The following is a 17976-nucleotide window of genomic DNA, read 5'->3' as shown; positions in this document are numbered from 1 at the left end:
TGGAACGTGCAGCGTGTGGTATAAACAATAATTTATGGTACTAAAGCAGTTGTATAAATTTTCCTTATAGATCTTATAAAAAAGATTCGTTTTTCTGCGATCAACGGCCCATGTAGTTTTGAGCGTCAATATCAGAAAAGCGAATGAACTACCTGTTTAGTACCCTGTTTCAGCCGTTAATCCACTATAGTCTGCTCATTGGGCTGCCCCTGCTGGGAGCGATCGGCAATGGACTCTTTTTTCGCCGACAGCCGGACAAAGGGGCGCTTTTAACGACGCGGTTGATCTGGCTGGGATGGGGGGTGGCCGTAGCGGGCTTACTCTGGACAGCCCAAAATCCGGCGGGGGAGCCGGTAGCCGGACTTCGGGGCGATGCTTTATCGTGGGTAATGGCCACGCTCATTCTGTTCGTCAGTGGTATTGTTCACCAGTTTTCGCTTCGCTACCTGGTCGGTGACCGGAACTACCGGCTGTACTTCATGCTGCTGTCGACCATAACCAGTTCGGCGCTGCTGATGGTGCTGGCCGATCACCTGGGCCTGCTGCTGGCGGGATGGGGCATCAGCAACCTGCTGCTGGTCCGGCTGATGATGCACAAAACCGGCTGGCGGGCCGCTTACCAATCCGGCCTGCTGGCGTTGCAGGTGCTCTTCGCGGGCTTTTTCTTCCTGGCGGTGGCGTTCGCCATCCTGACGGCTACCTTCGGTACGGCGTCGATCCACGCCCTGTTGCAGGCGGATCTGAGTACGGTGAACCCGAATGCGCTGACTTCGGCTCTGCTCATCATCAGTCTTGCGGCCATGACGCAGTCGGCCCTGCTGCCTTTCCACCGCTGGCTGACCAGTTCGCTCAACTCCCCGACGCCCGTATCGGCCCTGATGCACGCCGGATTGGTCAATGGGGGTGGATTTCTGCTCATTCGGTTTGCCCCGTTGTTTCTGGCTCAGCATGGTCTGCTGCACGTGCTGTTCACCGTAGGGGTGATTACGGCGGTGGTCGGGACGTTCTGGAAGCTAATCCAGAGCGATGTAAAACGAATGCTGGCCTGCTCTACCATGGGGCAGATGGGGTTCATGGTGATGCAGTGCGGGCTGGGCCTGTTTCCGGCGGCCGTAGCGCACCTGTGCTGGCACGGCCTGTTCAAAGCCTTTCTGTTCCTGAGCGGAGGGGCCGTACTGCAGGAAAAACGCCGGCCCATCGACGAGCGGACCGGTAACCTGGCCGTCTTTCTGCCGGCTTGTCTGGGTGGCGTGGCCGGAGCCTATGGATTCGCGCTGGTCAGTGAGAAGCCCTTTTTGGCCGCCGACACTACCGCCGTTCTGATCGGATTCGCCTTCATTGCGACAACCCAGGTGGCGCAAACCCTCCTGGCCGGTGGCCGCCTGCGTAGCCGGTTTGTTCCGGCGGTAGGGCTGGCTTTTGTGGCGGGTTGTCTGTACGGAGTCAGTGTGCATGGTGTAGAAACGCTGTTCCGGCCGCTTGGAATTTCGGAGCCCCAGCCGTTGAACAGCCTGCACCTGACGGCCCTCGGGCTGATGGGACTGATCTGGCTGAGCATGAACCTGAAGCCGCTGGCTGCGCTGCAGGCTACCCGCTTCTGGGCCTATCTGTACGTTGCAGCGCTGAACGGCAGCCAACCCGACCCCGCAACCACCACCCCGGTTCGCACAACCTATCAAGTATAACCGACACCTGAATATATCCCATTACTCATGCAGGTACAGACCACGTTTCAGTCCATCATCCCGTTATCCGTAGCCACCGGCCGGGCCGAAATACGAACTAAAGTTGCCAATGCCGCTACCCTGTTGTCGCCCGTATGGCCCCTGCGGACGTTTATTGCCTGTAATCCCTTGCAGGGGCTGGAAGCCCTTCCGTTTGAGGAAGCGCTGGCCGATGGTGCGCGTCTGTTTCAACACCCCCAGGTATCGCCGGAACTAGAAGCCGTGAACCTGCAGGTGATCAAATGGTGCCTGGCGTTCACGGACGACGGCCAGGCCACGATCACCATGCCGAACCGGCATAAAGGCTTCTACCGGGCGTGGAAAGACCTGGCCCGGTTTGACGACCAGCTGCACCAGCACAACCGGACCGTAAAAAACTGGCTGAAGGCCCTGCCCGAGAAGGCTGAGGACGCCCTGTTGCTGAGTCTTGATCGCCTGAACGTACCTAAAACGAACCACGAACCATTCCTCAAACAAACCCTGACGTATCTGCCCGGTTGGGCGGGGTACATCAAATGGCGGTCGCAGGAACAGCCGGCTTCGTATGCAGCTTGCCCGGCTACGCTGGTCGATTTTCTGGCGGTTCGGCTGGCCATCACTTGCGTTATCTGGCCGGAAGCGGGTCGGCAGCAGCCGGAATCGACACCGGCTCCGGGTATCCTTTCGCAAACCGTTGCCCGGCTCGAAAAAGCCGAAACGACGTATCGGAACGCGCTGCTGGAAAACGTACTGGCTTCAACGCATCAGCTCACGAAGCCGGCAGCGCGTCCGGATGCGCAACTGGTGTTCTGCATTGACGTGCGGTCGGAGCCGTTTCGGCGTCGGCTGGAAGCGTTAGGGGCTTACGAAACCCTTGGGTTCGCCGGATTTTTCGGCTTGCCGGTTCGGCTGCATGATTTCGTTCAGGACAAAGCGCACGATGCCTGCCCGGTATTGCTCAGACCCCGGCATGATATTTACGAAAAACCACTCACCGAAAATCCCGGGCAGGTAACCCGTTTTCAGCGTGGCAAGCGCATCCTCACCCTGTTGAAAAGCTTCTACGAGGACCTGAAATACAATTTCGCTACGCCATTTGCGCTCGTCGAGACGCTCGGTGCGGCCTGTGGGGTACTGATGCTGGGGCGTACGCTGGCGCCGGTGATCAGTGTGAACGGTCGGCGCATGCTCAAAGAAACGGTGCGGCCGCCATTGCTGACGGAGCCGGATGTGGTGGGCGCTTACCCGGAACACGGCATCGCACCCGACCAGCAGGTAACCTATGCCGAAACGGCCCTGCGGCTGATGGGCCTGACCAGTAACTTCGGCAAGCTGGTCGTTTTCTGTGGGCATGGCGCGGCTACCCAGAACAATCCGTATGCGTCGGCTCTAGAGTGTGGTGCCTGCGGTGGTAACCACGGCGGTCCGAACGCCAGAATACTGGCTACCCTGTTGAATACGCCCCTGGTCAGGGCTCGTCTGGCGGAAAAGGGCATCCGCATCCCGACCAGTACGGTGTTTCTGGCCGCTGAGCACAACACCACGACCGACGCCGTAACACTCTACGAAACCGCCGATGCAAACCGCCATCACCTGCCGGTTCTGCTCCGACTGAAACGGGATCTGACGGCTGCGCAGGCGGCTAATGCGTCAACCCGGTGCCAGGCATTCGGACCGGATGCCGATGGGTGCGATCCGGTGAAACAGACCCTGCGCCGAAGCAGCGACTGGGCCGAGGTACGTCCGGAGTGGGGGCTGGCCCGCAATGCGGCCTTTATTGTCGGACCGCGCCGGCTCACCGAAGGGCTCGATCTGGAAGGGCGCTGCTTTCTGCACTCGTATGACTGGCAGCAGGACACGGACCTGTCGTCGCTGCAAACCATCCTGACCGCCCCGATGGTTGTGGCCCAGTGGATCAACAGTCAGTACCTGTTCTCGACCCTCGATCCCGTAGCGTACGGCAGTGGCAGCAAGATTACCCACAACGTAGCGGGCAAGCTGGGGGTCATGCAGGGCAATGCCAGTGACCTGATGCATGGGTTGCCGCTGCAATCGGTGTACCGGACCGACGACACGCCGTACCACGTACCCCAGCGGCTGCTAACGGTCGTGCATGCCCCCCGGCATAGCATTGACAGGATTATACAGGCTCAGAAAACGCTGCAGACGCTGTTTCTGAATGGCTGGGTAACCCTGGTTGCGATTGACCCGCTGGAAAACCGGGCTTACCGGCTCGACCGGCTGGGCGAGTGGCAGCGCTGGAGCCCGGATCAGGGTAGTACGTTGCCGGTTCGCGACAACTACGCCACCGGCATGACCAACACCGGTATCGTTGCGTGATTGACGACATCTTCGGCTACGCTGCCGCTGACGAGGTGCAGCAGCCCGCTTTTCTGGTGTGTAAACAGCAGAATGAGGTCGGCGCCCCGGCTTTCGGCAAAGTGGATGATGCCATCCGGTACGTTGCTGTCGGCAAAAATCGTCAGGTCGTAATCGGTGATCTGTTTAGTCGCGGCAAATTCGGCCATCCACTGCCGGATGCCATCGGTAACGCGGCCGTCGGTCGGGGTCATGACGTATACGAACTGCCGAACGCCGTCGCTGAGGTGAAAAGGCCAGGTCGGGTGTGATTTAAGCCGGTCGTCGGCATCAATGGCGCAGATCGCGTTCGTCGGATCGAACGGGCCGGACTGTTCTTTAATAATCAGCACCGGGCAATGCGCCTGCTGCACGATGTGTTCGGCGTTGGAGCCAAACAGCCATTCTTCCAGCCCGGACGAGCCGTGTGACGCCATCACGATCAGGTCGGCGGGCTGGTCGATCAGCATCCCGAACAGTCCCCGGTCACTACGTTTCACCACGGGGTGGATCGTAACGCCCTGAAAATCCGGATGCCGGGCGAGTTGGGTCAGCTCCGCTTCCACTTCCTCTTCGCGATCGTTGAGGTAAGTCGTAATGGCCGTTGGCGCTTCGGTCAGGCCCGGGTCGACGATAGCAAAGGGGAGGTAATGAACGAGGAAGATGTCAGCGTCGTACTGGCGGGCCAGACGTACGGCTACCGGCAGGGCCCGGTTTGCCAGTTCACTAAGATCGGTTGGAACCAGAATGCGTTTCATAAGCAGATAACTAGTTAAAAACGAGGAAGGTTAAAGCAGATTCAGATTGACCAGGTGAGTGAACAGCTGGCAGCAGCCGTTTTTCAGCCGGGTAAACTCATCGGCCAGCGCAGTCCAGAGGCCGGGCAGGCTGGTGTGCTTACCGAACTGCGGGGCCGGGCAGGTCTGTTGCCGGGCCAGCGTACAGATTGGGTGTTCGCACAGGCGTTCGTGGCGTACCTGCTGCACCAGCGCCCGCAACTGATTCAGGTCATGATAATACTGCTCCGGATAATGCTGTACGCTGCGGTAGGTCGACCGGCTCAGCAGTTCGGCCACCTGAACCAGCAGCAGATCGATCTCCTGTTCGTACAGCGAAAGGGTTACGTTCCAGGCCTGATTGGCCGACTGGCATTGATCGACGGAAGAATAGGGTAGTGCAGGCATAAAGTTGATACGGTACGAGCTGTTGGTTATGGTCGTAAAAATGGCCGATGGGCGAACAGGTCACGATGAGCCCCATCAGGCAGGGAAGTGATCCCGATCAGCCGAAGCGCTTCAAGGAGCGCTCAGGCCATTCCGCCCGACGGCCAGCATCTGCCGGGATGCCTGCGTCAGCGTCTGTTCGTCGGCCAGTCCTTCGTGTCGCCACAGTTCAACCCCCCGCCGGATCAGGACGAAGGCCGGCAGGCGGGCAATGTCAAAGCTGCGCACAACGTCGGGATGCGTTGTTTCATCGAGTTTCAGCACCCGTACCGAGCCATCGAGGTGGCGTTGCAGGGTGTCGGCCAGCGCTGCCAGCGACTGCCGTTGCTGTCGGTCGGCCCCCTCCGGTGGCATAAACACAAGCAGCACCGCTGCTTTGGCCGGAACGAAAACGGGAGATGTGTCGCTGGACTGCATAAATCAAAAATCTTCGAACGCCGTTACGTCACTGGCCGGGTTCTGATTCATTACTCCGTAAAACTCAGGGATTCTGCCCGCAGGGACACTGATCTTTGTCAGTTCGGGCGCTGATTATCGACGGATATTTGTAAAATCGCGAAATTTGATGGGAATTCAACCGGCAAAAACCAGTGCCGGACCAGCCATTGTATGCTCACGGACCACTATTCAAGCGCCGTAGCCGACCTGTTGTTTGAGAAAAGCGACGATTTCATCGGTATTTATGATTTGACCAACGAACGGTTTCTCCGCGTGAATCAGGCGGGGGTGCGGCTGTTGGGCTTTGCGTCGGAAGAGGCCCTGCTGAACGACCCGGTTCGGTCGCGGTCGCTGCGGGCCCAGCCCCTCGCCGACGAATTGCGCATGGAAGTGGTGGAGCGCATTGTTCAGACCGGTCATTATGAAGAAGAAGCCGCCATCAGCCGTCAGGATGGGACCGCGTTCTGGGGGAAACTCATTATCAATGCCTTTACGGCCAACGATCGCTCGTATGCGCTGATTCGGCTCATCGATCAGGGGCGGCTCCACCGGGCCGAACGCGAACTGGCCCATAGCATCCGGCGCAACGAAGCCATTTTTTCCTACGCCACCATCGGTATCATCGTCTGCGACTCGGCCGGACGTATCGTTTCTGCGAACCAGCTGGCTGACCGGCTGTTTGGCTACGACCCCGGCGAATTGCTCCACCAGACCATCGAACAACTGGTGCCCGCAAGCGTGAGCCGCTACCACGAACGCCTGCGGCACTCGTTCAATGCCGATCCGCAGGTGCGGGCCATGGGGCACAACCGCGACCTGCACGCCCAGCGTAAGGACGGGTCGGTGTTTCCGGTTGAGATCAGCCTGAGCTATTTCCGGCTCGACAACGAACTGTACGTAGTGGCCTACATCGTTGATATCACCTTCAAGAAAGAAGCCGAACGGCAGCTCCTGGCCCATCGCGACCATATCGAGCGGCTGAACGCCAACCTGGAACAGAAAGTGGCCGACCGAACCCACGCGCTGATGAATACGCTGGAGCAACTGGAGCAGTCGAAAAATGAACTGGCCAAAGCCCTGGCTGCCGAACGGGAACTGGGCGAACTGAAGTCGCGGTTCGTTTCGCTGGCGTCGCACGAGTTCCGCACTCCGCTGACGGCCGTGCTGACTTCGGCCACCCTGATTGAAAAATACCCCGGGGGCGATCAGCAGGACAAGCGCCAGAAGCACCTGGACCGCATCCGGACGTCGGTGAATCATCTCAACGATATACTGGAGGAGTTTCTGTCCGTCGGCAAGCTGGAAGAAGGCCGGATCGAAGCCCGGCCCGGTATGGTCAACATCGCGCAGCTGGTCGACGAAACCATCGCCAGCATGCGCGGTATGCTCAAGCCCGGGCAGACCATCCGGACGGATCTGTCGGGCGATGAACGGGTCTGGCTCGATCCGTCGCTGTTCCGTAAGATTCTGGTCAACCTGCTGTCCAATGCGATCAAGTATTCCGGCCCGGAGTCGGTCGTGTGGGTGCGGGTAACCGGTGTCGATGGACAGCTAACACTCAGCGTTGAGGACCAGGGCATCGGTATTTCCAGAGAGGATCAGGAACACCTGTTCGAACGGTTTTTCCGGGCCCGCAACGTAATGAACATCGCGGGAACCGGTCTGGGGCTGCACATCGTCGGCCGATACGTCGAACTGATGGGAGGGCGGATTGACCTCCAGAGTGAATTGAACCAGGGCACAACCATTACCATTACCCTTCCTTATGAAAACCATTCTCCTGATTGAAGACAACGACGCCATCCGCGAAAACACGGCCGAAATCCTTGAACTGACCGGCTACACGGTCCATACGGCCGAAAACGGTAAGATCGGCGTGGAAAAAGCCCTGGCTCACAAGCCTGACCTGGTTATCTGCGACATCATGATGCCGGTGCTGGATGGCTACGGTGTGCTGCATATATTCAATAAGAACCCGCAGCTGGCCGGGGTGCCGTTCATCTTTCTGACGGCGAAAACAGAGCGGGCCGATTTCCGGAAAGGTATGGAGCTGGGGGCCGACGATTACCTGACCAAACCCTTCGACGAATCCGAACTGCTCAGTGCCATCGAAGGCCGGCTGAATCGCTTTCAGAACATCGGGCCCGCCGATGTTCGCGCCGATTACCCCCTGCCGCAGGAAGGCTTGGATCAGTTCCTCGACGAGGCCAGGAAGGTCGGGAACCTGCAGAGCCTCTCGGCCGACCGGAAGGTGCATGCCGTCCGGAAAAAGCAGTTTGTTTACACGGAGGGCGACGAACCGACGCGGCTTTTTTTTATCAAATCCGGGAAAGTCAAGACGATCCGTACCAATGCCGACGGCAAGGAGTTTATCACCGGGCTGTACCATACCGGCGATTTTTTCGGGTACATGGCCCTGCTGGAAAACACCGATTATACCGACTCGGCCGTCACGCTGGACGACACCGAACTGCTGTACATTCCGGAAGCGGATTTTCGGCAACTGCTGCTCGCTAATCCGGACGTAAGCCAGCAGTTTATCAAATTACTGGCCGGGCGGGTAGGGGAGCGCGAGCAGCAGTTGCTCGGCATGGCCTACAGCTCGCTCCGGCGCCGGGTGGCCGATACGCTCCTGCGCCTGCATGAACAACAGCCGAATGCCACCATTCAACTGTCGCGCGACGACCTGGCTGCCATGATCGGTACGGCCACCGAATCGCTGATCCGGACGCTGAGCGAGTTTAAACAGGACGGCCTGGTCGAAATCACGGCAACGGGTGGTATCCGGGTGCTTCAGCCGGATAAGCTGCGCCGGGCCAACTGGTAAACGGTTCTTCAGCCGGCGTCGCGCTTCACAACGAAACGCGCCACCAGTGATACGCGTCTGGATACACCTGTATGGCACCCGCTTCGTCGATATCTAGTACATTGTACGTAATCAGCAACGGTACGGCCCGGGGGAGGTTGATCGGTTTGGGCTGGGCGTTGGCGGGGCAGCTTGTCAGGTAGCCGGTCTGAAAGCGGGTGTACCCCAGCAGCCGATTCGCCAGTTCCGCCGGTTTTTCGACCCGGATGCAGCCGTGGCTCAAAAACCGGTTGTCCCGGCCGAAGAGAGCCCGGGCGTTGGTGTCATGCAGGTAGATGTCGTACGGACTGGCTACGTTGAACTTCAGCAACCCCAGCGCATTGTCGCAGCCCGTCGACTGCCGCAGCCGATACGGAAACGACGTAGCCGGAACCGTCCAGTCCACCGTGGCAGGGTCGATTATGCGACCACTCCCGCTGACGATCTGCATGTTGAGCTGCTCCAGCACAACCACCGGATTTTTCCTGATTTTAGGCAGTAGTTCTCCAACCGTAATGGAGCGGGGTACGTTCCAGAACGGATACATAACTAGGCTCGGAAGCATAGCCGTAAACACCGGCGTGGGAGTTCGGGGCTGCCCAACAATCACCCGGCTGCGTAGCAGGGTACGGCCCCGCTGGTCAATCAGACGCAGGGTGGCCGATGGAATGTTGACGACAACCCGCTGCTCGTAGCCGAACCGGTTGAGCCACCGGTACGTATTGAGGGTCTCCCGCACCTGTTCGAGCGTTAGCGAATCGGCCATGTAATCATCCACCAGACACCGCAGGCAGTACGCTTTGAGCTGCTGATAGGCCCGGTCATGCGATTCAAGCGAATCCAGCAGCGGGCACCAGTCGGCCCCGGCCAGCAACTGCGCCGTCAGGCGGTTGATGCGGGTGGTGTCCAGCCGCTCGGCTACGCCCTGGTAGCCGATTCGCCGGGGCGAATGCCCGTACACGATCTCCGTAACGTAGCGGGTCAGGCAGGTTTTGTCCGGCTGGTCACACAGCTGATCGATGCCAATGCTGTAGGCGTACTGCCGGAGCCGGTTCCAGTCGTCGGTCGACTGGGCGTAGCCCGCTGTATGGGTCAGTACGAATAGAAAAGAGAGCAGATAGGGGCGCATGGGAAGGGGAAGTAGCGGGTTTGAGTGGGGTAAAATTGGCGGGTGTCAACGGCTTTGTCGGTGATGGGCTTCAGGTTATTACGTGATTGAATTCAGTTTTCTGACTGACCCGTATCATGGGCAGCGGGGCGAAAACCCACCATTTTTGTTCGGTCGTTCAATCCTGATTCAGCGCAGCTATGACCTTCGAACCTACCACCCAGCGGATGGCAATCGTTTTGCCGATGTCGTTTCAGAAAGGCGATATTACGTTCTGCTCAATGCCGAACGGATCGGATGTCCGGATACCGATTCTGCCCACTGGCAAGCCCCGTCATGTGGTGTCAACGGCGCAGCTGACCAAAGGCATCTGGCTGGCCCGGCTGAACTGGTCGGATGGCCGACAGCAGTATCACGACGAGAAACAGATTACGGTGAATTAATCAGAACACGTTAACTACCTGCCAGACCATGTATAAGATTCTGTTGCCAACCGACTTTTCCGCGGCTTCGCGCCATGCGCTCGCTTTTGCTCAGGCCCTGCTGGCCGATACGGCCGCCGACATTTGTCTGCTTCATGCGTACCCCATCGAAACCGCCATGGCCCCCGGGGCCGCGTTTTTGCTGGCCGACGAAATACAGATGGCAGGGAAAAACCTGCAGCGCTTCAGGCAGGAAGTTGCCCAGTCGCCGGAGCCGCCTTATCATACGTACCGCACGCTGGTGGCACCCGGCGGGCCGGTGGGCGTTATCGAGAGCCTGATGCGGCAGGAGCACTTTGATCTGATTGTACTGGGAGCCACCGGTACCGGCTATAGTGAATGGCTGGGTAGCGTGGCAACGGGGGTTGTCCGACTGGCCGAAACGAACGTACTGGTGGTGCCCGTATCAGCACCGATCCGGCCGCTGGAGCGTATTGTGCTGGCTACGGATTACCGGTCGGTCAACGATGCCGGGTCGTTTGCCTTGCTGAACGATCTGGCTTCCCGCCGGAGGGCGACAGTGACCCTGCTGACCATCACTGACGCGGAGTCAGCAGAAACGCCGGTGTCGGAGGTAAGTGAGCAGTATGTGCTTCGGGCGCTCAGCGATTTGACGGTCGATCAGTACGTCATTCACGACGAGGATGTGGTACGGGGTATTCAGGCGTATACCGACACGCATACAGTCGATCTACTGATTACGCTGCCGCATCACCTCAGCCTCTTCGACGCCCTGAGTGGCCGCAGTGTCAGCCGGTCGATTGCCTACCGGCCCCGGGTGCCGCTACTGACGCTGTTCGACAAGCCGACCGATGCGCCGGTTCGTACTCAGCCGGTAGAGAATACCAGTACGATTCCGTTTACCGCGTATTTCTGAACACACCCGTATCGATGAAAAACCAAAAATACCACCAGTTGATCGACGTGCACGTGCTGCATCAGATCTGGACCAGCGAGCTACAATTGGCGCTTCAGGAAATCGATTTCTGGGAGAAGCTGCTTGGCACCCTCAACGAAAGTCTCGATCCAACAATAACGGATGAGAATAGCTGGCGAAACAAGTTGAACCAGCTACACCACTTTCGCCGGCTGGCCGGGCGTTTGCTCGATGAGATTCGGCTTGTCAATGCGGAAGTAGCCGATGGCGTTCGGGCCGACTCGGTACTAAATCGGGAGAACCGGCTTGATCATCAGTACCTGCGGATGGCGATGGCCAGCTTTTCCGCCGACTTTCGCCTATTCCGGGCCGGAATCCGTCGCTACCTGATCGCCCAGCCTACGTTTTGAAGAGAACACAATACCCTGGAACCGCCCGCTGATGATCGGTGGGCAGGTTGTTTCATTGGCAGCCTGGTCAGACAAACAGCCGTTTTGAGGACCAAGATTCCGGGTGAAAAAATGGGAATGATATATTTATATAACCCAAAATGTTTGAACTAACGTTCGCTTTTTGTGGTTGTGTTTACAATAAAGATTTTGACTTCGAGCGTTATTTGGAGTGCTGGCTTCGTTGAATCTGTGTTTGCAAGTTTACTTGCCACGTTGATTTATGAATTAAATAAACGCTGTAAAAATATGGGCAACGTAGTAATTAGTGCTGTGGTGATGGTGGTCCTTACGTGGTGGTAAAACGCTACAGATTACGATGAACAGCATTCTTAGGCGCAAGAAGTCAGAGTGGGACCGGGGGTGCAAATCCCCCACACCGCGCCATTTTAGTTCTTCTTTTTGCGTGGTACAATAGCTTTCTTCAAAGCGTCTTTAAACGAGATTTGACCTTCTTCCCGTTTTACGTCTTTTTCGGGTTTAAGGTCATCTTTCTTGTGTGCTAACTTTTTAACTTTCGGCTTTTCCACAACTAAAAAATAATTTCTGTTTGATAGGGAATATCAGGTATGCACTTAACGTCTATAAAGGAACCGGCAAATTTTGTAATATGAGGGTCTTGACTATAAATACATTCTGCTTTGTATGTTTTGGCTATAGCTGCTATCATATAATCTATTTTTACTCGTTCTCGTGGAACCGCATGTAGCTTCTTATATTCATTCAATTCATCGTTTTTCTTAAATGAGTTATACATATCAGCAAAAATGGCAGCCGACTGTGGGTCGTAAGACGCTAACATCATTCTACGATTTATTTTGCTTAACACCTTATAGTGTTCGTCTAGTGGAATAGGCACAAGCGCTTCCCCTAGTACTGGTGTGGGTATTATTATATTATAACCATCTTCCCATAAATAGTCAAAGAATCTAAGTGTCTTTGGAATCATAAATTCCTGACCGACAGAGGACTCTTTTTTTACGCCCCAAATGAAAGTGTGGGTATCAATAGCGACAAATTTACGCATACCTATTCGTCAACAGATTTTTCATGATATAGAAATTCATCTATATCTTCAATATTATCCCAATACTTGCCTATAACTTCGCTCACCTCATTAAACGCTTCTTTTATACTTACTTCTTCGTAATCGAGAATCTCATCAATTTTGAAATTGACCATTCTGAAACCATCACTTTCATACATTGCCGTGCCCGCTAATGCTACGGTACTATATAGACGACCTGCTAATTTTTTTGCTTCCTCTTGCGTTGTCTCAATATAAAGGGCCGTTTCAGATTGTGGTATGGTTAACATAGCTTTTGGCTTCTTTATGCCACCTACTCGCTGAACAGTTGCATAGATAGTTGTTTTACCATAAATGTATCGGCTTCCTACTTCCTCTAATTCGCTATCTTTAATTCGATTTGAAGGTTCGACAGTTGCCAATAAATTATTGCCTAACCTTAATTGGGCTTTACATTGGCGTTGATTCGTAAAATCAACAATAGGTTGAAGTGAAGCTATACTTTGAGGGGAAAGCTTGTCGAAGTTTCTGTTATTTATTAGTGTTGTCATAGTCAAGTATGCACCAATCATAACCTCAGCTAAACTAGGCACGTATTTATACCCAGCACTGGCATCAACTACATCAACTAAGCTAATGTAAACTTCATCCTTATTTACGTCTGGATGTTCTTCTTGAACAATAGACAATATCGTGTCTTCTAAACTTGAAGATAGTTTAGCTAATTCTTTTACCGTTAAGTTTTTTGGATTAATACCTTCACCAACGAACCTTAATCCAATCATTTCTGCCGTAGTTTTCATAGCTGTAATGAAATACAGATTTGACTTATATTACGACATTTAATTCGTTTTTCCAATCAATTTCTTGTAAGTAATACACTTATTGTTTTATTGGCTAAAAATACATCAAACCGCGAGCCTTCACTCATTTTACGGTTGTTATAACGGAAGGTAAACTCATTTACGTACAAACCTAAATGCTTTTTACTAGCATGATGGTAAATACCAATAATCCCTCTTTTAAAGAACGCCCAAAACGATTCCATACTGTTAGAGTGTACTACACCGTCCACGTATTGATCGGCACTGTGTTGCACGTATGAATGTTCATACCGCTTACCTAAAGCCCTATAAGGATAGTATTCGTCGGTATATACTCGTGCACCTGCTTCAACTTTTGAAACAATTATAGGCAAAATTGTGGCTCCCTTCGTGTTTTCTACAGGAACCGCGTAAACTTTACCGTCTCGTTGAATAACCCCCAAAACAGGAGTCTTTGTTTTGGTGCTACGGCCTTGTGTGCCGGGCGTACGTTTTGACTTGTGCTTATTGGCTTCCTTACCACCAACAAACGTTTCGTCAACCTCAACAACATCCGTTAATTGTACGTCCTCTGGTGCAAACGCAAGGCGAATACGCTGGAGCATGAACCATGCCGTTTTTTGCGTAACCTTAATATCACGAGAAAGCTGGTGCGATGATATGCCTTTCTTATGGGCTGTAGCTAAGTATATGGCAAAGAGCCACTTACGGAGCGAAATCTTACTATCTTCAAAGATAGTACCTACGCGAACACTGAACTGTTGGCGGCAATTAGCGCATTTCCAGCGTTTGGTTTTACCCTTTAGTTCGTAAACGTGTTCATGTTCACAATAAGGGCATTGAGGAATGCCGTTCCAGCGTAATTGTGCAAAATATTGTACGCACTTTTCCTCAGTATCAAAGTAATTGACAAGTTCAAAGAAGCTATCAAAATCTCTTAAATCGGTGACACTTTTCTTCTTACACATGGCTCTTTGCCTTTGTAAGACAAAGATAAGCATTAATTTTGGGTTACATAAGTATATCATTCCCAAAAAAATCATTTCTGACCTGTCAATGTTTCCGTACTATGGAAACGACCCGTATGATGCCCGTGCAGAACGGGTGGAACGTAGCGATTGGCCTGGCTGTCTTTACCGTACTGTATAACCTCGGCGAAGGGTTCGTCTCGCTTTACTTCGGCGTTCAGGACGAAGCCCTGACGCTGGCGGGGTTTGGTGTCGATAGCTTCATTGAAGTCATTTCCGGGGTGGGTATCCTGGCCATGATCGCCCGGTTGCGCCGGTACGGCAACGCCGGCCGGGGGCGCTTTGAGAAACTGGCCCTGCAGAGTACCGGCACCTGTTTTTACCTGCTGGTAGCGGGGCTGCTGTCTGGGGCCGTAGTAAGCATCAGCGAAGGCCGGCAACCCGACACAACCGTAGCCGGAATTCTGGTGTCGGTGCTTTCAATTGCCATCATGCGGGTGCTGGCCAGATGGAAAATTCGAACCGGCCAGCGCCTTGCCTCGGCTGCCATCATCGCCGATGGCAAATGCACGATGGTATGCGTGTATATGTCGCTGGTGCTGCTGGCGTCAAGTGTCCTCTACGAACTAGTTCATGTACCCTACATTGATGCGGCTGGTATGATTGGCCTGGCCTGGTTTTCATTCAGAGAAGGGCAGGAGAGTTTTGAAAAAACCAGGGGTGCTGCGACCTGCTGCGGTCACTGCTAATTACACAACAGGCAAACCAGCGGTTGATTTGTGCAAATCAACCGCTGGTTTGCCTGTTGTTATACCCATGAAATAGCCCCTGTTTTAGACCGGTTCAACAGTCTGTTGTCGGTTGATCCAGGCCAGCAGCCGCTCGGCGTCCTCAGCATGGAACAGTTCGGTGCCGGCGTTCATGGTGGCCGCCGTGCCGCAGGCAACGCCCAGGCGAATGGCGTCGGCCGATGAGCGTCCCTGCGACAACGCATACACAAGGCCGCCCACGAGGCTGTCGCCGGCCCCCACGGTACTCATCTTTCGAACGGGCGGTGCCTGAACGTATTCCTGCCCATCGGCGCTCACGAGCATAGCCCCCCGCGGACCGAGCGACACCGCCACCAGTTCGCACTTACCAGCCTGAATCAGGGCCGTAGCGGCTTCCCCGATCTGATCCGGTTCGAGTTGGTCCACACCAAGCAGAGCAGCCAGTTCGCCGACGTTAGGTTTGATCAGAAAAACGCCTGTCTCCAGAGCCGCCCGCAGTGGTTCACCGGCCGTATCGAGTACCAGCCGGATGTTGTGGGATTTAGCGTAGTGAGCAATCTCCGCGTAAAAATCAGTCGGCAGGCCGGGCGGCAGACTCCCGCTGGCAACGAGGTAGTCGACCATAGCCGGCAGGGTTTCCACGCGGGCCAGACAGCAGGCCGCTTCGGCGGGCGTCAGCACCGGGCCGGGCGTTCCGAACCGGTACTGGTTGTTGGTGCTGGTTTCCGTAACGACGTACGATTCACGGGTGATGGATTCGATACCGATAATCTGGTACGTAATCCCCTCGGCTTCAACGAGTCCTTCCAGGTTCAGGCCAGTGGTGCCGCCGGCCGTAAACAGCGCGAGCGACTGACCACCCAGTCGGTGAATGGCTTTGGAAACATTAATGCCACCACCACCGGCATCGTAGCGCGGCTGCGAGCAAGGCAGCTTGTGTTCGGGAATCAGCCGATCCAGGGTCATGCTGATATCCACGGCTGGGTTGAGCGTGAGCGTAACGATCATAGCGGTACGATTTTCTACTATAAAGATAGATAATTCACCCGCCCTGTGCTATGACCGGCCTTAGTTCGTGGCCTGACGATTGTCAGAGGGCGTAAATACAGCGTTGATCGTTAACCAGTTCAGGCGCATGGTCTGAAGGCAATAAAAGCCTGACGACGACCGAACATTAGGGGTACGGGGCGGTTAGTCTTATGAACCTCATGCTATGATTATGAATCGATTACAGGGGAAACGAGCCATTATTACGGGTGGTTCAGGGGGCATCGGTGCCGCCACGGCTAAACTTTTTCTCGACGAAGGGGCCAGTGTACTGCTGGTCGATCTGGACGAGAACAAACTTAGGGAAGTTACTGAAACGCTGGGTTCGGACCGGGTTTACTACGTACAGGCCGACGTAACCCAGCCCGATCAGGTGAAGGTCTACGCGGAGGCTGCGGTCGAAAAGCTGGGTGGGGTGGATGTGTTCTTCAACAACGCGGGTATCGAAGGGGTAGTAAAACCCATTCAGGAATACCCGGAAGAGATGTTTCGCAAGGTGATGGACGTCAACGTATTTGGCGTCTGGCTGGGGCTGAAATACGTAATGCCGCTCATGCAGTCGGGCGGAGGAGGGAGCATCATCATTACGTCGTCGGTAGCGGGGCTGCGCGGTACGCCGAATGTCTCGGCGTACGTTACCAGCAAACACGCTGTCGTTGGGCTGATGAAGGTCGCTGCCCTGGAGGGGGCACCCGCCAATATCCGGGTAAACACCGTGCACCCGGCACCGGTCGATAACCGGATGATGCGGTCGCTGGAGGAGGGTTTCGCGCCGGGAGCGGGAACGCAGGCGCAGAAGCAGTTTGCCGAGGCCATTCCGCTGAAGCGCTACGCCCAGGAAATCGATGTAGCGAATCTGGTATTGTTTCTGGCCAGTGATGAATCGTCGTATCTCACCGGAGGGCAGTTCACCGTCGACGGCGGGCAGACGGTCTGATCGATCCCAAAACGGGCCGGACTTGCGCCGGCCCGTTTTGTAAACCTTACAGTGGCGTAACCCGCGACCCGCCACTGACGCTCTGCGTGATGCGGGGCGACCCTTTGTAGCGGACAATGCTGCCGCCCGATGCCCGGACGTTCAGTTCATCGCTGACATTGACGTCGGCGGTGCTGCCCCCCGACGCGTCGATGGTGCAACTGCTTACCCGCAGATCAGCCGCCAGCAGCCGACTGCCGCCGGAGAGCTCATCGGCATTGATACGTTGCGCTGAGCCCGAGATGCTGGCTTCAGAACCACCGCTCGCATCGACCGTAATGGCGTTGGTTGTGACCGGTACGCGCAGGTAGCTGCCCCCGCTCAGCGACGCATCGAACCGGTCGGGGCGGAACATATCGCCCGTAGTTACCCGCGACCCACCCGAAGCGGATACGTAGTTCAGGGTGCGCATCGTGATATACGCCTGGATGTCGCTACCGCGCCGGTTACTCAGCCGCCGGTCGATGTACACGCGCAGGGTGTTGTTCCGAACCTCCGTCAGGATGTAGGGCTGGTACCCTTCGCGGGCTTCAATCTCCACCGTTTCAGAAGTGCCGGCCGTAACCGTTACGCGGATGCCACTTTCGATGTCAAGACCCGTGAAGCTGGACGTGTTGCGTACTTCCGTCGTGATCCGGCCCGGCTCCGGCGATATGGTATTGATGTAACAACTGGAAGCAGACAGGAGAATGGTTGACAACAACAGCGATTTCTTTACAAGGTTTATAATACGGTTCATACGATTTGTGTGTTTGATTACTGCATTCTGATCGTATGACAGCGAAGGGAGAACGTCCCCCTACGCAGGACCGAAAAAAAATTTCATTGACGAACTCCGGTTATAGACAATAGCGACCTACAGCTACCAGCGACTCGCCAAA

Annotated in this window: 19 protein-coding genes; 9 read left to right on the top strand and 10 right to left on the bottom strand. The window is 55.3% G+C overall.

Annotation, left to right across the window (positions count from 1 at the left end; all coding sequences use genetic code 11):
* Positions 1-143 precede the first annotated feature (143 nt).
* Together DYU11_RS31230 and DYU11_RS31225 are read left to right on the top strand one after the other, a co-directional pair.
* Positions 144-1685, top strand: coding sequence for a proton-conducting transporter transmembrane domain-containing protein (locus DYU11_RS31230; protein ID WP_229366139.1), 1542 nt, complete (start codon positions 144-146; stop codon positions 1683-1685).
* Between the two features lie 27 nt (positions 1686-1712).
* A complete protein-coding gene (locus tag DYU11_RS31225) occupies positions 1713-4043 on the top strand; it encodes a DUF2309 domain-containing protein (protein WP_119671678.1) in 2331 nt (776 codons plus the stop codon).
* On the opposite strand, the gene DYU11_RS31220 is transcribed toward DYU11_RS31225, so the two are convergent.
* The 3 genes from DYU11_RS31220 to DYU11_RS31210 all read right to left on the bottom strand — a co-directional run bounded on the left by DYU11_RS31220 (position 4004) and on the right by DYU11_RS31210 (position 5701).
* A complete protein-coding gene (locus DYU11_RS31220; protein WP_119671677.1) occupies positions 4004-4819 on the bottom strand; it encodes a universal stress protein in 816 nt (271 codons plus the stop codon). The two genes, DYU11_RS31225 and DYU11_RS31220, sit on opposite strands and share 40 nt — an antisense overlap.
* A gap of 30 nt (positions 4820-4849) precedes the next feature.
* Complete coding sequence (locus tag DYU11_RS31215; protein WP_119671676.1) at positions 4850-5245, bottom strand: hypothetical protein; 396 nt, start codon at positions 5243-5245, stop codon at positions 4850-4852.
* A gap of 111 nt (positions 5246-5356) precedes the next feature.
* Entirely contained in the window at positions 5357-5701 is a 345-nt protein-coding gene (locus DYU11_RS31210; RefSeq protein ID WP_119671675.1) for a thioredoxin family protein, read from the bottom strand.
* Between the two features lie 192 nt (positions 5702-5893).
* Here DYU11_RS31210 and DYU11_RS31205 point away from each other — a divergent pair, with 192 nt between their 5' ends.
* Positions 5894-7510 (top strand): sensor histidine kinase, encoded by a 1617-nt coding sequence (locus DYU11_RS31205; protein ID WP_119671674.1) that lies wholly within the window; start codon positions 5894-5896, stop codon positions 7508-7510.
* Entirely contained in the window at positions 7488-8549 is a 1062-nt protein-coding gene (locus DYU11_RS31200) for a response regulator (protein WP_119671673.1), read from the top strand. The genes DYU11_RS31205 and DYU11_RS31200 overlap by 23 nt, the downstream gene beginning before the upstream one ends.
* A 25-nt stretch (positions 8550-8574) precedes the next feature.
* On the opposite strand, the gene DYU11_RS31195 is transcribed toward DYU11_RS31200, so the two are convergent.
* Positions 8575-9696, bottom strand: a complete 1122-nt coding sequence (locus tag DYU11_RS31195) for a L,D-transpeptidase family protein (protein ID WP_119671672.1) — start codon at positions 9694-9696, stop codon at positions 8575-8577.
* Positions 9697-9875: 179 nt separating this feature from the next.
* Between DYU11_RS31195 and DYU11_RS31190 the strand changes: the two genes are divergently transcribed.
* From DYU11_RS31190 to DYU11_RS31180, 3 genes are read left to right on the top strand one after another with little or no spacing between them, the layout of a single operon-like run.
* Positions 9876-10118 (top strand): hypothetical protein, encoded by a 243-nt coding sequence (locus DYU11_RS31190; protein WP_119671671.1) that lies wholly within the window; start codon positions 9876-9878, stop codon positions 10116-10118.
* Positions 10119-10146: 28 nt separating this feature from the next.
* Complete coding sequence (locus DYU11_RS31185) at positions 10147-11034, top strand: universal stress protein (RefSeq protein WP_119671670.1); 888 nt, start codon at positions 10147-10149, stop codon at positions 11032-11034.
* 14 nt (positions 11035-11048) lie between these two features.
* Complete coding sequence (locus tag DYU11_RS31180; protein ID WP_119671669.1) at positions 11049-11444, top strand: hypothetical protein; 396 nt, start codon at positions 11049-11051, stop codon at positions 11442-11444.
* Positions 11445-11872: 428 nt separating this feature from the next.
* Here DYU11_RS31180 and DYU11_RS33400 read toward each other — a convergent pair whose 3' ends face one another.
* The 4 genes from DYU11_RS33400 to DYU11_RS31165 are packed head-to-tail and all read right to left on the bottom strand — an operon-like array spanning position 11873 to position 14335.
* Complete coding sequence (locus DYU11_RS33400; RefSeq protein ID WP_158600400.1) at positions 11873-12013, bottom strand: hypothetical protein; 141 nt, start codon at positions 12011-12013, stop codon at positions 11873-11875.
* 2 nt (positions 12014-12015) lie between these two features.
* Positions 12016-12510: a hypothetical protein gene (locus DYU11_RS31175; protein WP_119671668.1), complete on the bottom strand. Its 495-nt coding sequence runs from the start codon at positions 12508-12510 to the stop codon at positions 12016-12018.
* A 2-nt stretch (positions 12511-12512) separates the two neighbouring features.
* A complete protein-coding gene (locus DYU11_RS31170) occupies positions 12513-13313 on the bottom strand; it encodes a hypothetical protein (RefSeq protein WP_147368089.1) in 801 nt (266 codons plus the stop codon).
* A gap of 56 nt (positions 13314-13369) precedes the next feature.
* The gene (locus DYU11_RS31165; protein WP_199736851.1) at positions 13370-14335 is read right to left on the bottom strand and encodes an IS1595 family transposase; all 966 of its coding nucleotides are present in this window, start codon (positions 14333-14335) and stop codon (positions 13370-13372) included.
* Positions 14336-14403: 68 nt separating this feature from the next.
* Between DYU11_RS31165 and DYU11_RS31160 the strand changes: the two genes are divergently transcribed.
* Entirely contained in the window at positions 14404-15051 is a 648-nt protein-coding gene (locus DYU11_RS31160; RefSeq protein WP_119671666.1) for a cation efflux transmembrane domain-containing protein, read from the top strand.
* An 84-nt stretch (positions 15052-15135) separates the two neighbouring features.
* Here the strand turns inward: DYU11_RS31160 and DYU11_RS31155 are convergent, their stop codons facing one another.
* Positions 15136-16080, bottom strand: coding sequence for a 1-phosphofructokinase family hexose kinase (locus DYU11_RS31155; RefSeq protein WP_119671665.1), 945 nt, complete (start codon positions 16078-16080; stop codon positions 15136-15138).
* A gap of 211 nt (positions 16081-16291) precedes the next feature.
* Here DYU11_RS31155 and DYU11_RS31150 point away from each other — a divergent pair, with 211 nt between their 5' ends.
* Positions 16292-17056 carry an SDR family NAD(P)-dependent oxidoreductase gene (locus DYU11_RS31150; protein WP_119671708.1) on the top strand — a complete coding sequence of 255 codons (765 nt, stop codon included), beginning with the start codon at positions 16292-16294 and terminating at the stop codon, positions 17054-17056.
* 46 nt (positions 17057-17102) lie between these two features.
* On the opposite strand, the gene DYU11_RS31145 is transcribed toward DYU11_RS31150, so the two are convergent.
* A complete protein-coding gene (locus DYU11_RS31145) occupies positions 17103-17834 on the bottom strand; it encodes a head GIN domain-containing protein (protein ID WP_119671664.1) in 732 nt (243 codons plus the stop codon).
* Between the last annotated feature and the right edge of the window lie 142 nt (positions 17835-17976).

It is taken from the genome of Fibrisoma montanum (assembly GCF_003583365.1).
In the GTDB taxonomy this organism is placed as follows: domain Bacteria; phylum Bacteroidota; class Bacteroidia; order Cytophagales; family Spirosomataceae; genus Fibrisoma; species Fibrisoma montanum.
Note: the sequence above shows the minus strand (reverse complement) of the source record. Positions and strands in the feature narration are given on the sequence as shown.

What these genes read in the sequence shown, in the direction of transcription:
- DYU11_RS31230 (WP_229366139.1), top strand. Translation starts at nt 144, where the DNA reads ATGAACTACCTGTTTAGTACCCTGTTTCAGCCGTTAATCCACTATAGT.
- DYU11_RS31225 (WP_119671678.1), top strand. Translation starts at nt 1,713, where the DNA reads ATGCAGGTACAGACCACGTTTCAGTCCATCATCCCGTTATCCGTAGCC.
- DYU11_RS31220 (WP_119671677.1), bottom strand. Translation starts at nt 4,819, where the DNA reads ATGAAACGCATTCTGGTTCCAACCGATCTTAGTGAACTGGCAAACCGG.
- DYU11_RS31215 (WP_119671676.1), bottom strand. Translation starts at nt 5,245, where the DNA reads ATGCCTGCACTACCCTATTCTTCCGTCGATCAATGCCAGTCGGCCAAT.
- DYU11_RS31210 (WP_119671675.1), bottom strand. Translation starts at nt 5,701, where the DNA reads ATGCAGTCCAGCGACACATCTCCCGTTTTCGTTCCGGCCAAAGCAGCG.
- DYU11_RS31205 (WP_119671674.1), top strand. Translation starts at nt 5,894, where the DNA reads ATGCTCACGGACCACTATTCAAGCGCCGTAGCCGACCTGTTGTTTGAG.
- DYU11_RS31200 (WP_119671673.1), top strand. Translation starts at nt 7,488, where the DNA reads ATGAAAACCATTCTCCTGATTGAAGACAACGACGCCATCCGCGAAAAC.
- DYU11_RS31195 (WP_119671672.1), bottom strand. Translation starts at nt 9,696, where the DNA reads ATGCGCCCCTATCTGCTCTCTTTTCTATTCGTACTGACCCATACAGCG.
- DYU11_RS31190 (WP_119671671.1), top strand. Translation starts at nt 9,876, where the DNA reads ATGACCTTCGAACCTACCACCCAGCGGATGGCAATCGTTTTGCCGATG.
- DYU11_RS31185 (WP_119671670.1), top strand. Translation starts at nt 10,147, where the DNA reads ATGTATAAGATTCTGTTGCCAACCGACTTTTCCGCGGCTTCGCGCCAT.
- DYU11_RS31180 (WP_119671669.1), top strand. Translation starts at nt 11,049, where the DNA reads ATGAAAAACCAAAAATACCACCAGTTGATCGACGTGCACGTGCTGCAT.
- DYU11_RS31175 (WP_119671668.1), bottom strand. Translation starts at nt 12,510, where the DNA reads ATGCGTAAATTTGTCGCTATTGATACCCACACTTTCATTTGGGGCGTA.
- DYU11_RS31170 (WP_147368089.1), bottom strand. Translation starts at nt 13,313, where the DNA reads ATGAAAACTACGGCAGAAATGATTGGATTAAGGTTCGTTGGTGAAGGT.
- DYU11_RS31165 (WP_199736851.1), bottom strand. Translation starts at nt 14,335, where the DNA reads ATGCTTATCTTTGTCTTACAAAGGCAAAGAGCCATGTGTAAGAAGAAA.
- DYU11_RS31160 (WP_119671666.1), top strand. Translation starts at nt 14,404, where the DNA reads ATGGAAACGACCCGTATGATGCCCGTGCAGAACGGGTGGAACGTAGCG.
- DYU11_RS31155 (WP_119671665.1), bottom strand. Translation starts at nt 16,080, where the DNA reads ATGATCGTTACGCTCACGCTCAACCCAGCCGTGGATATCAGCATGACC.
- DYU11_RS31150 (WP_119671708.1), top strand. Translation starts at nt 16,292, where the DNA reads ATGAATCGATTACAGGGGAAACGAGCCATTATTACGGGTGGTTCAGGG.
- DYU11_RS31145 (WP_119671664.1), bottom strand. Translation starts at nt 17,834, where the DNA reads ATGAACCGTATTATAAACCTTGTAAAGAAATCGCTGTTGTTGTCAACC.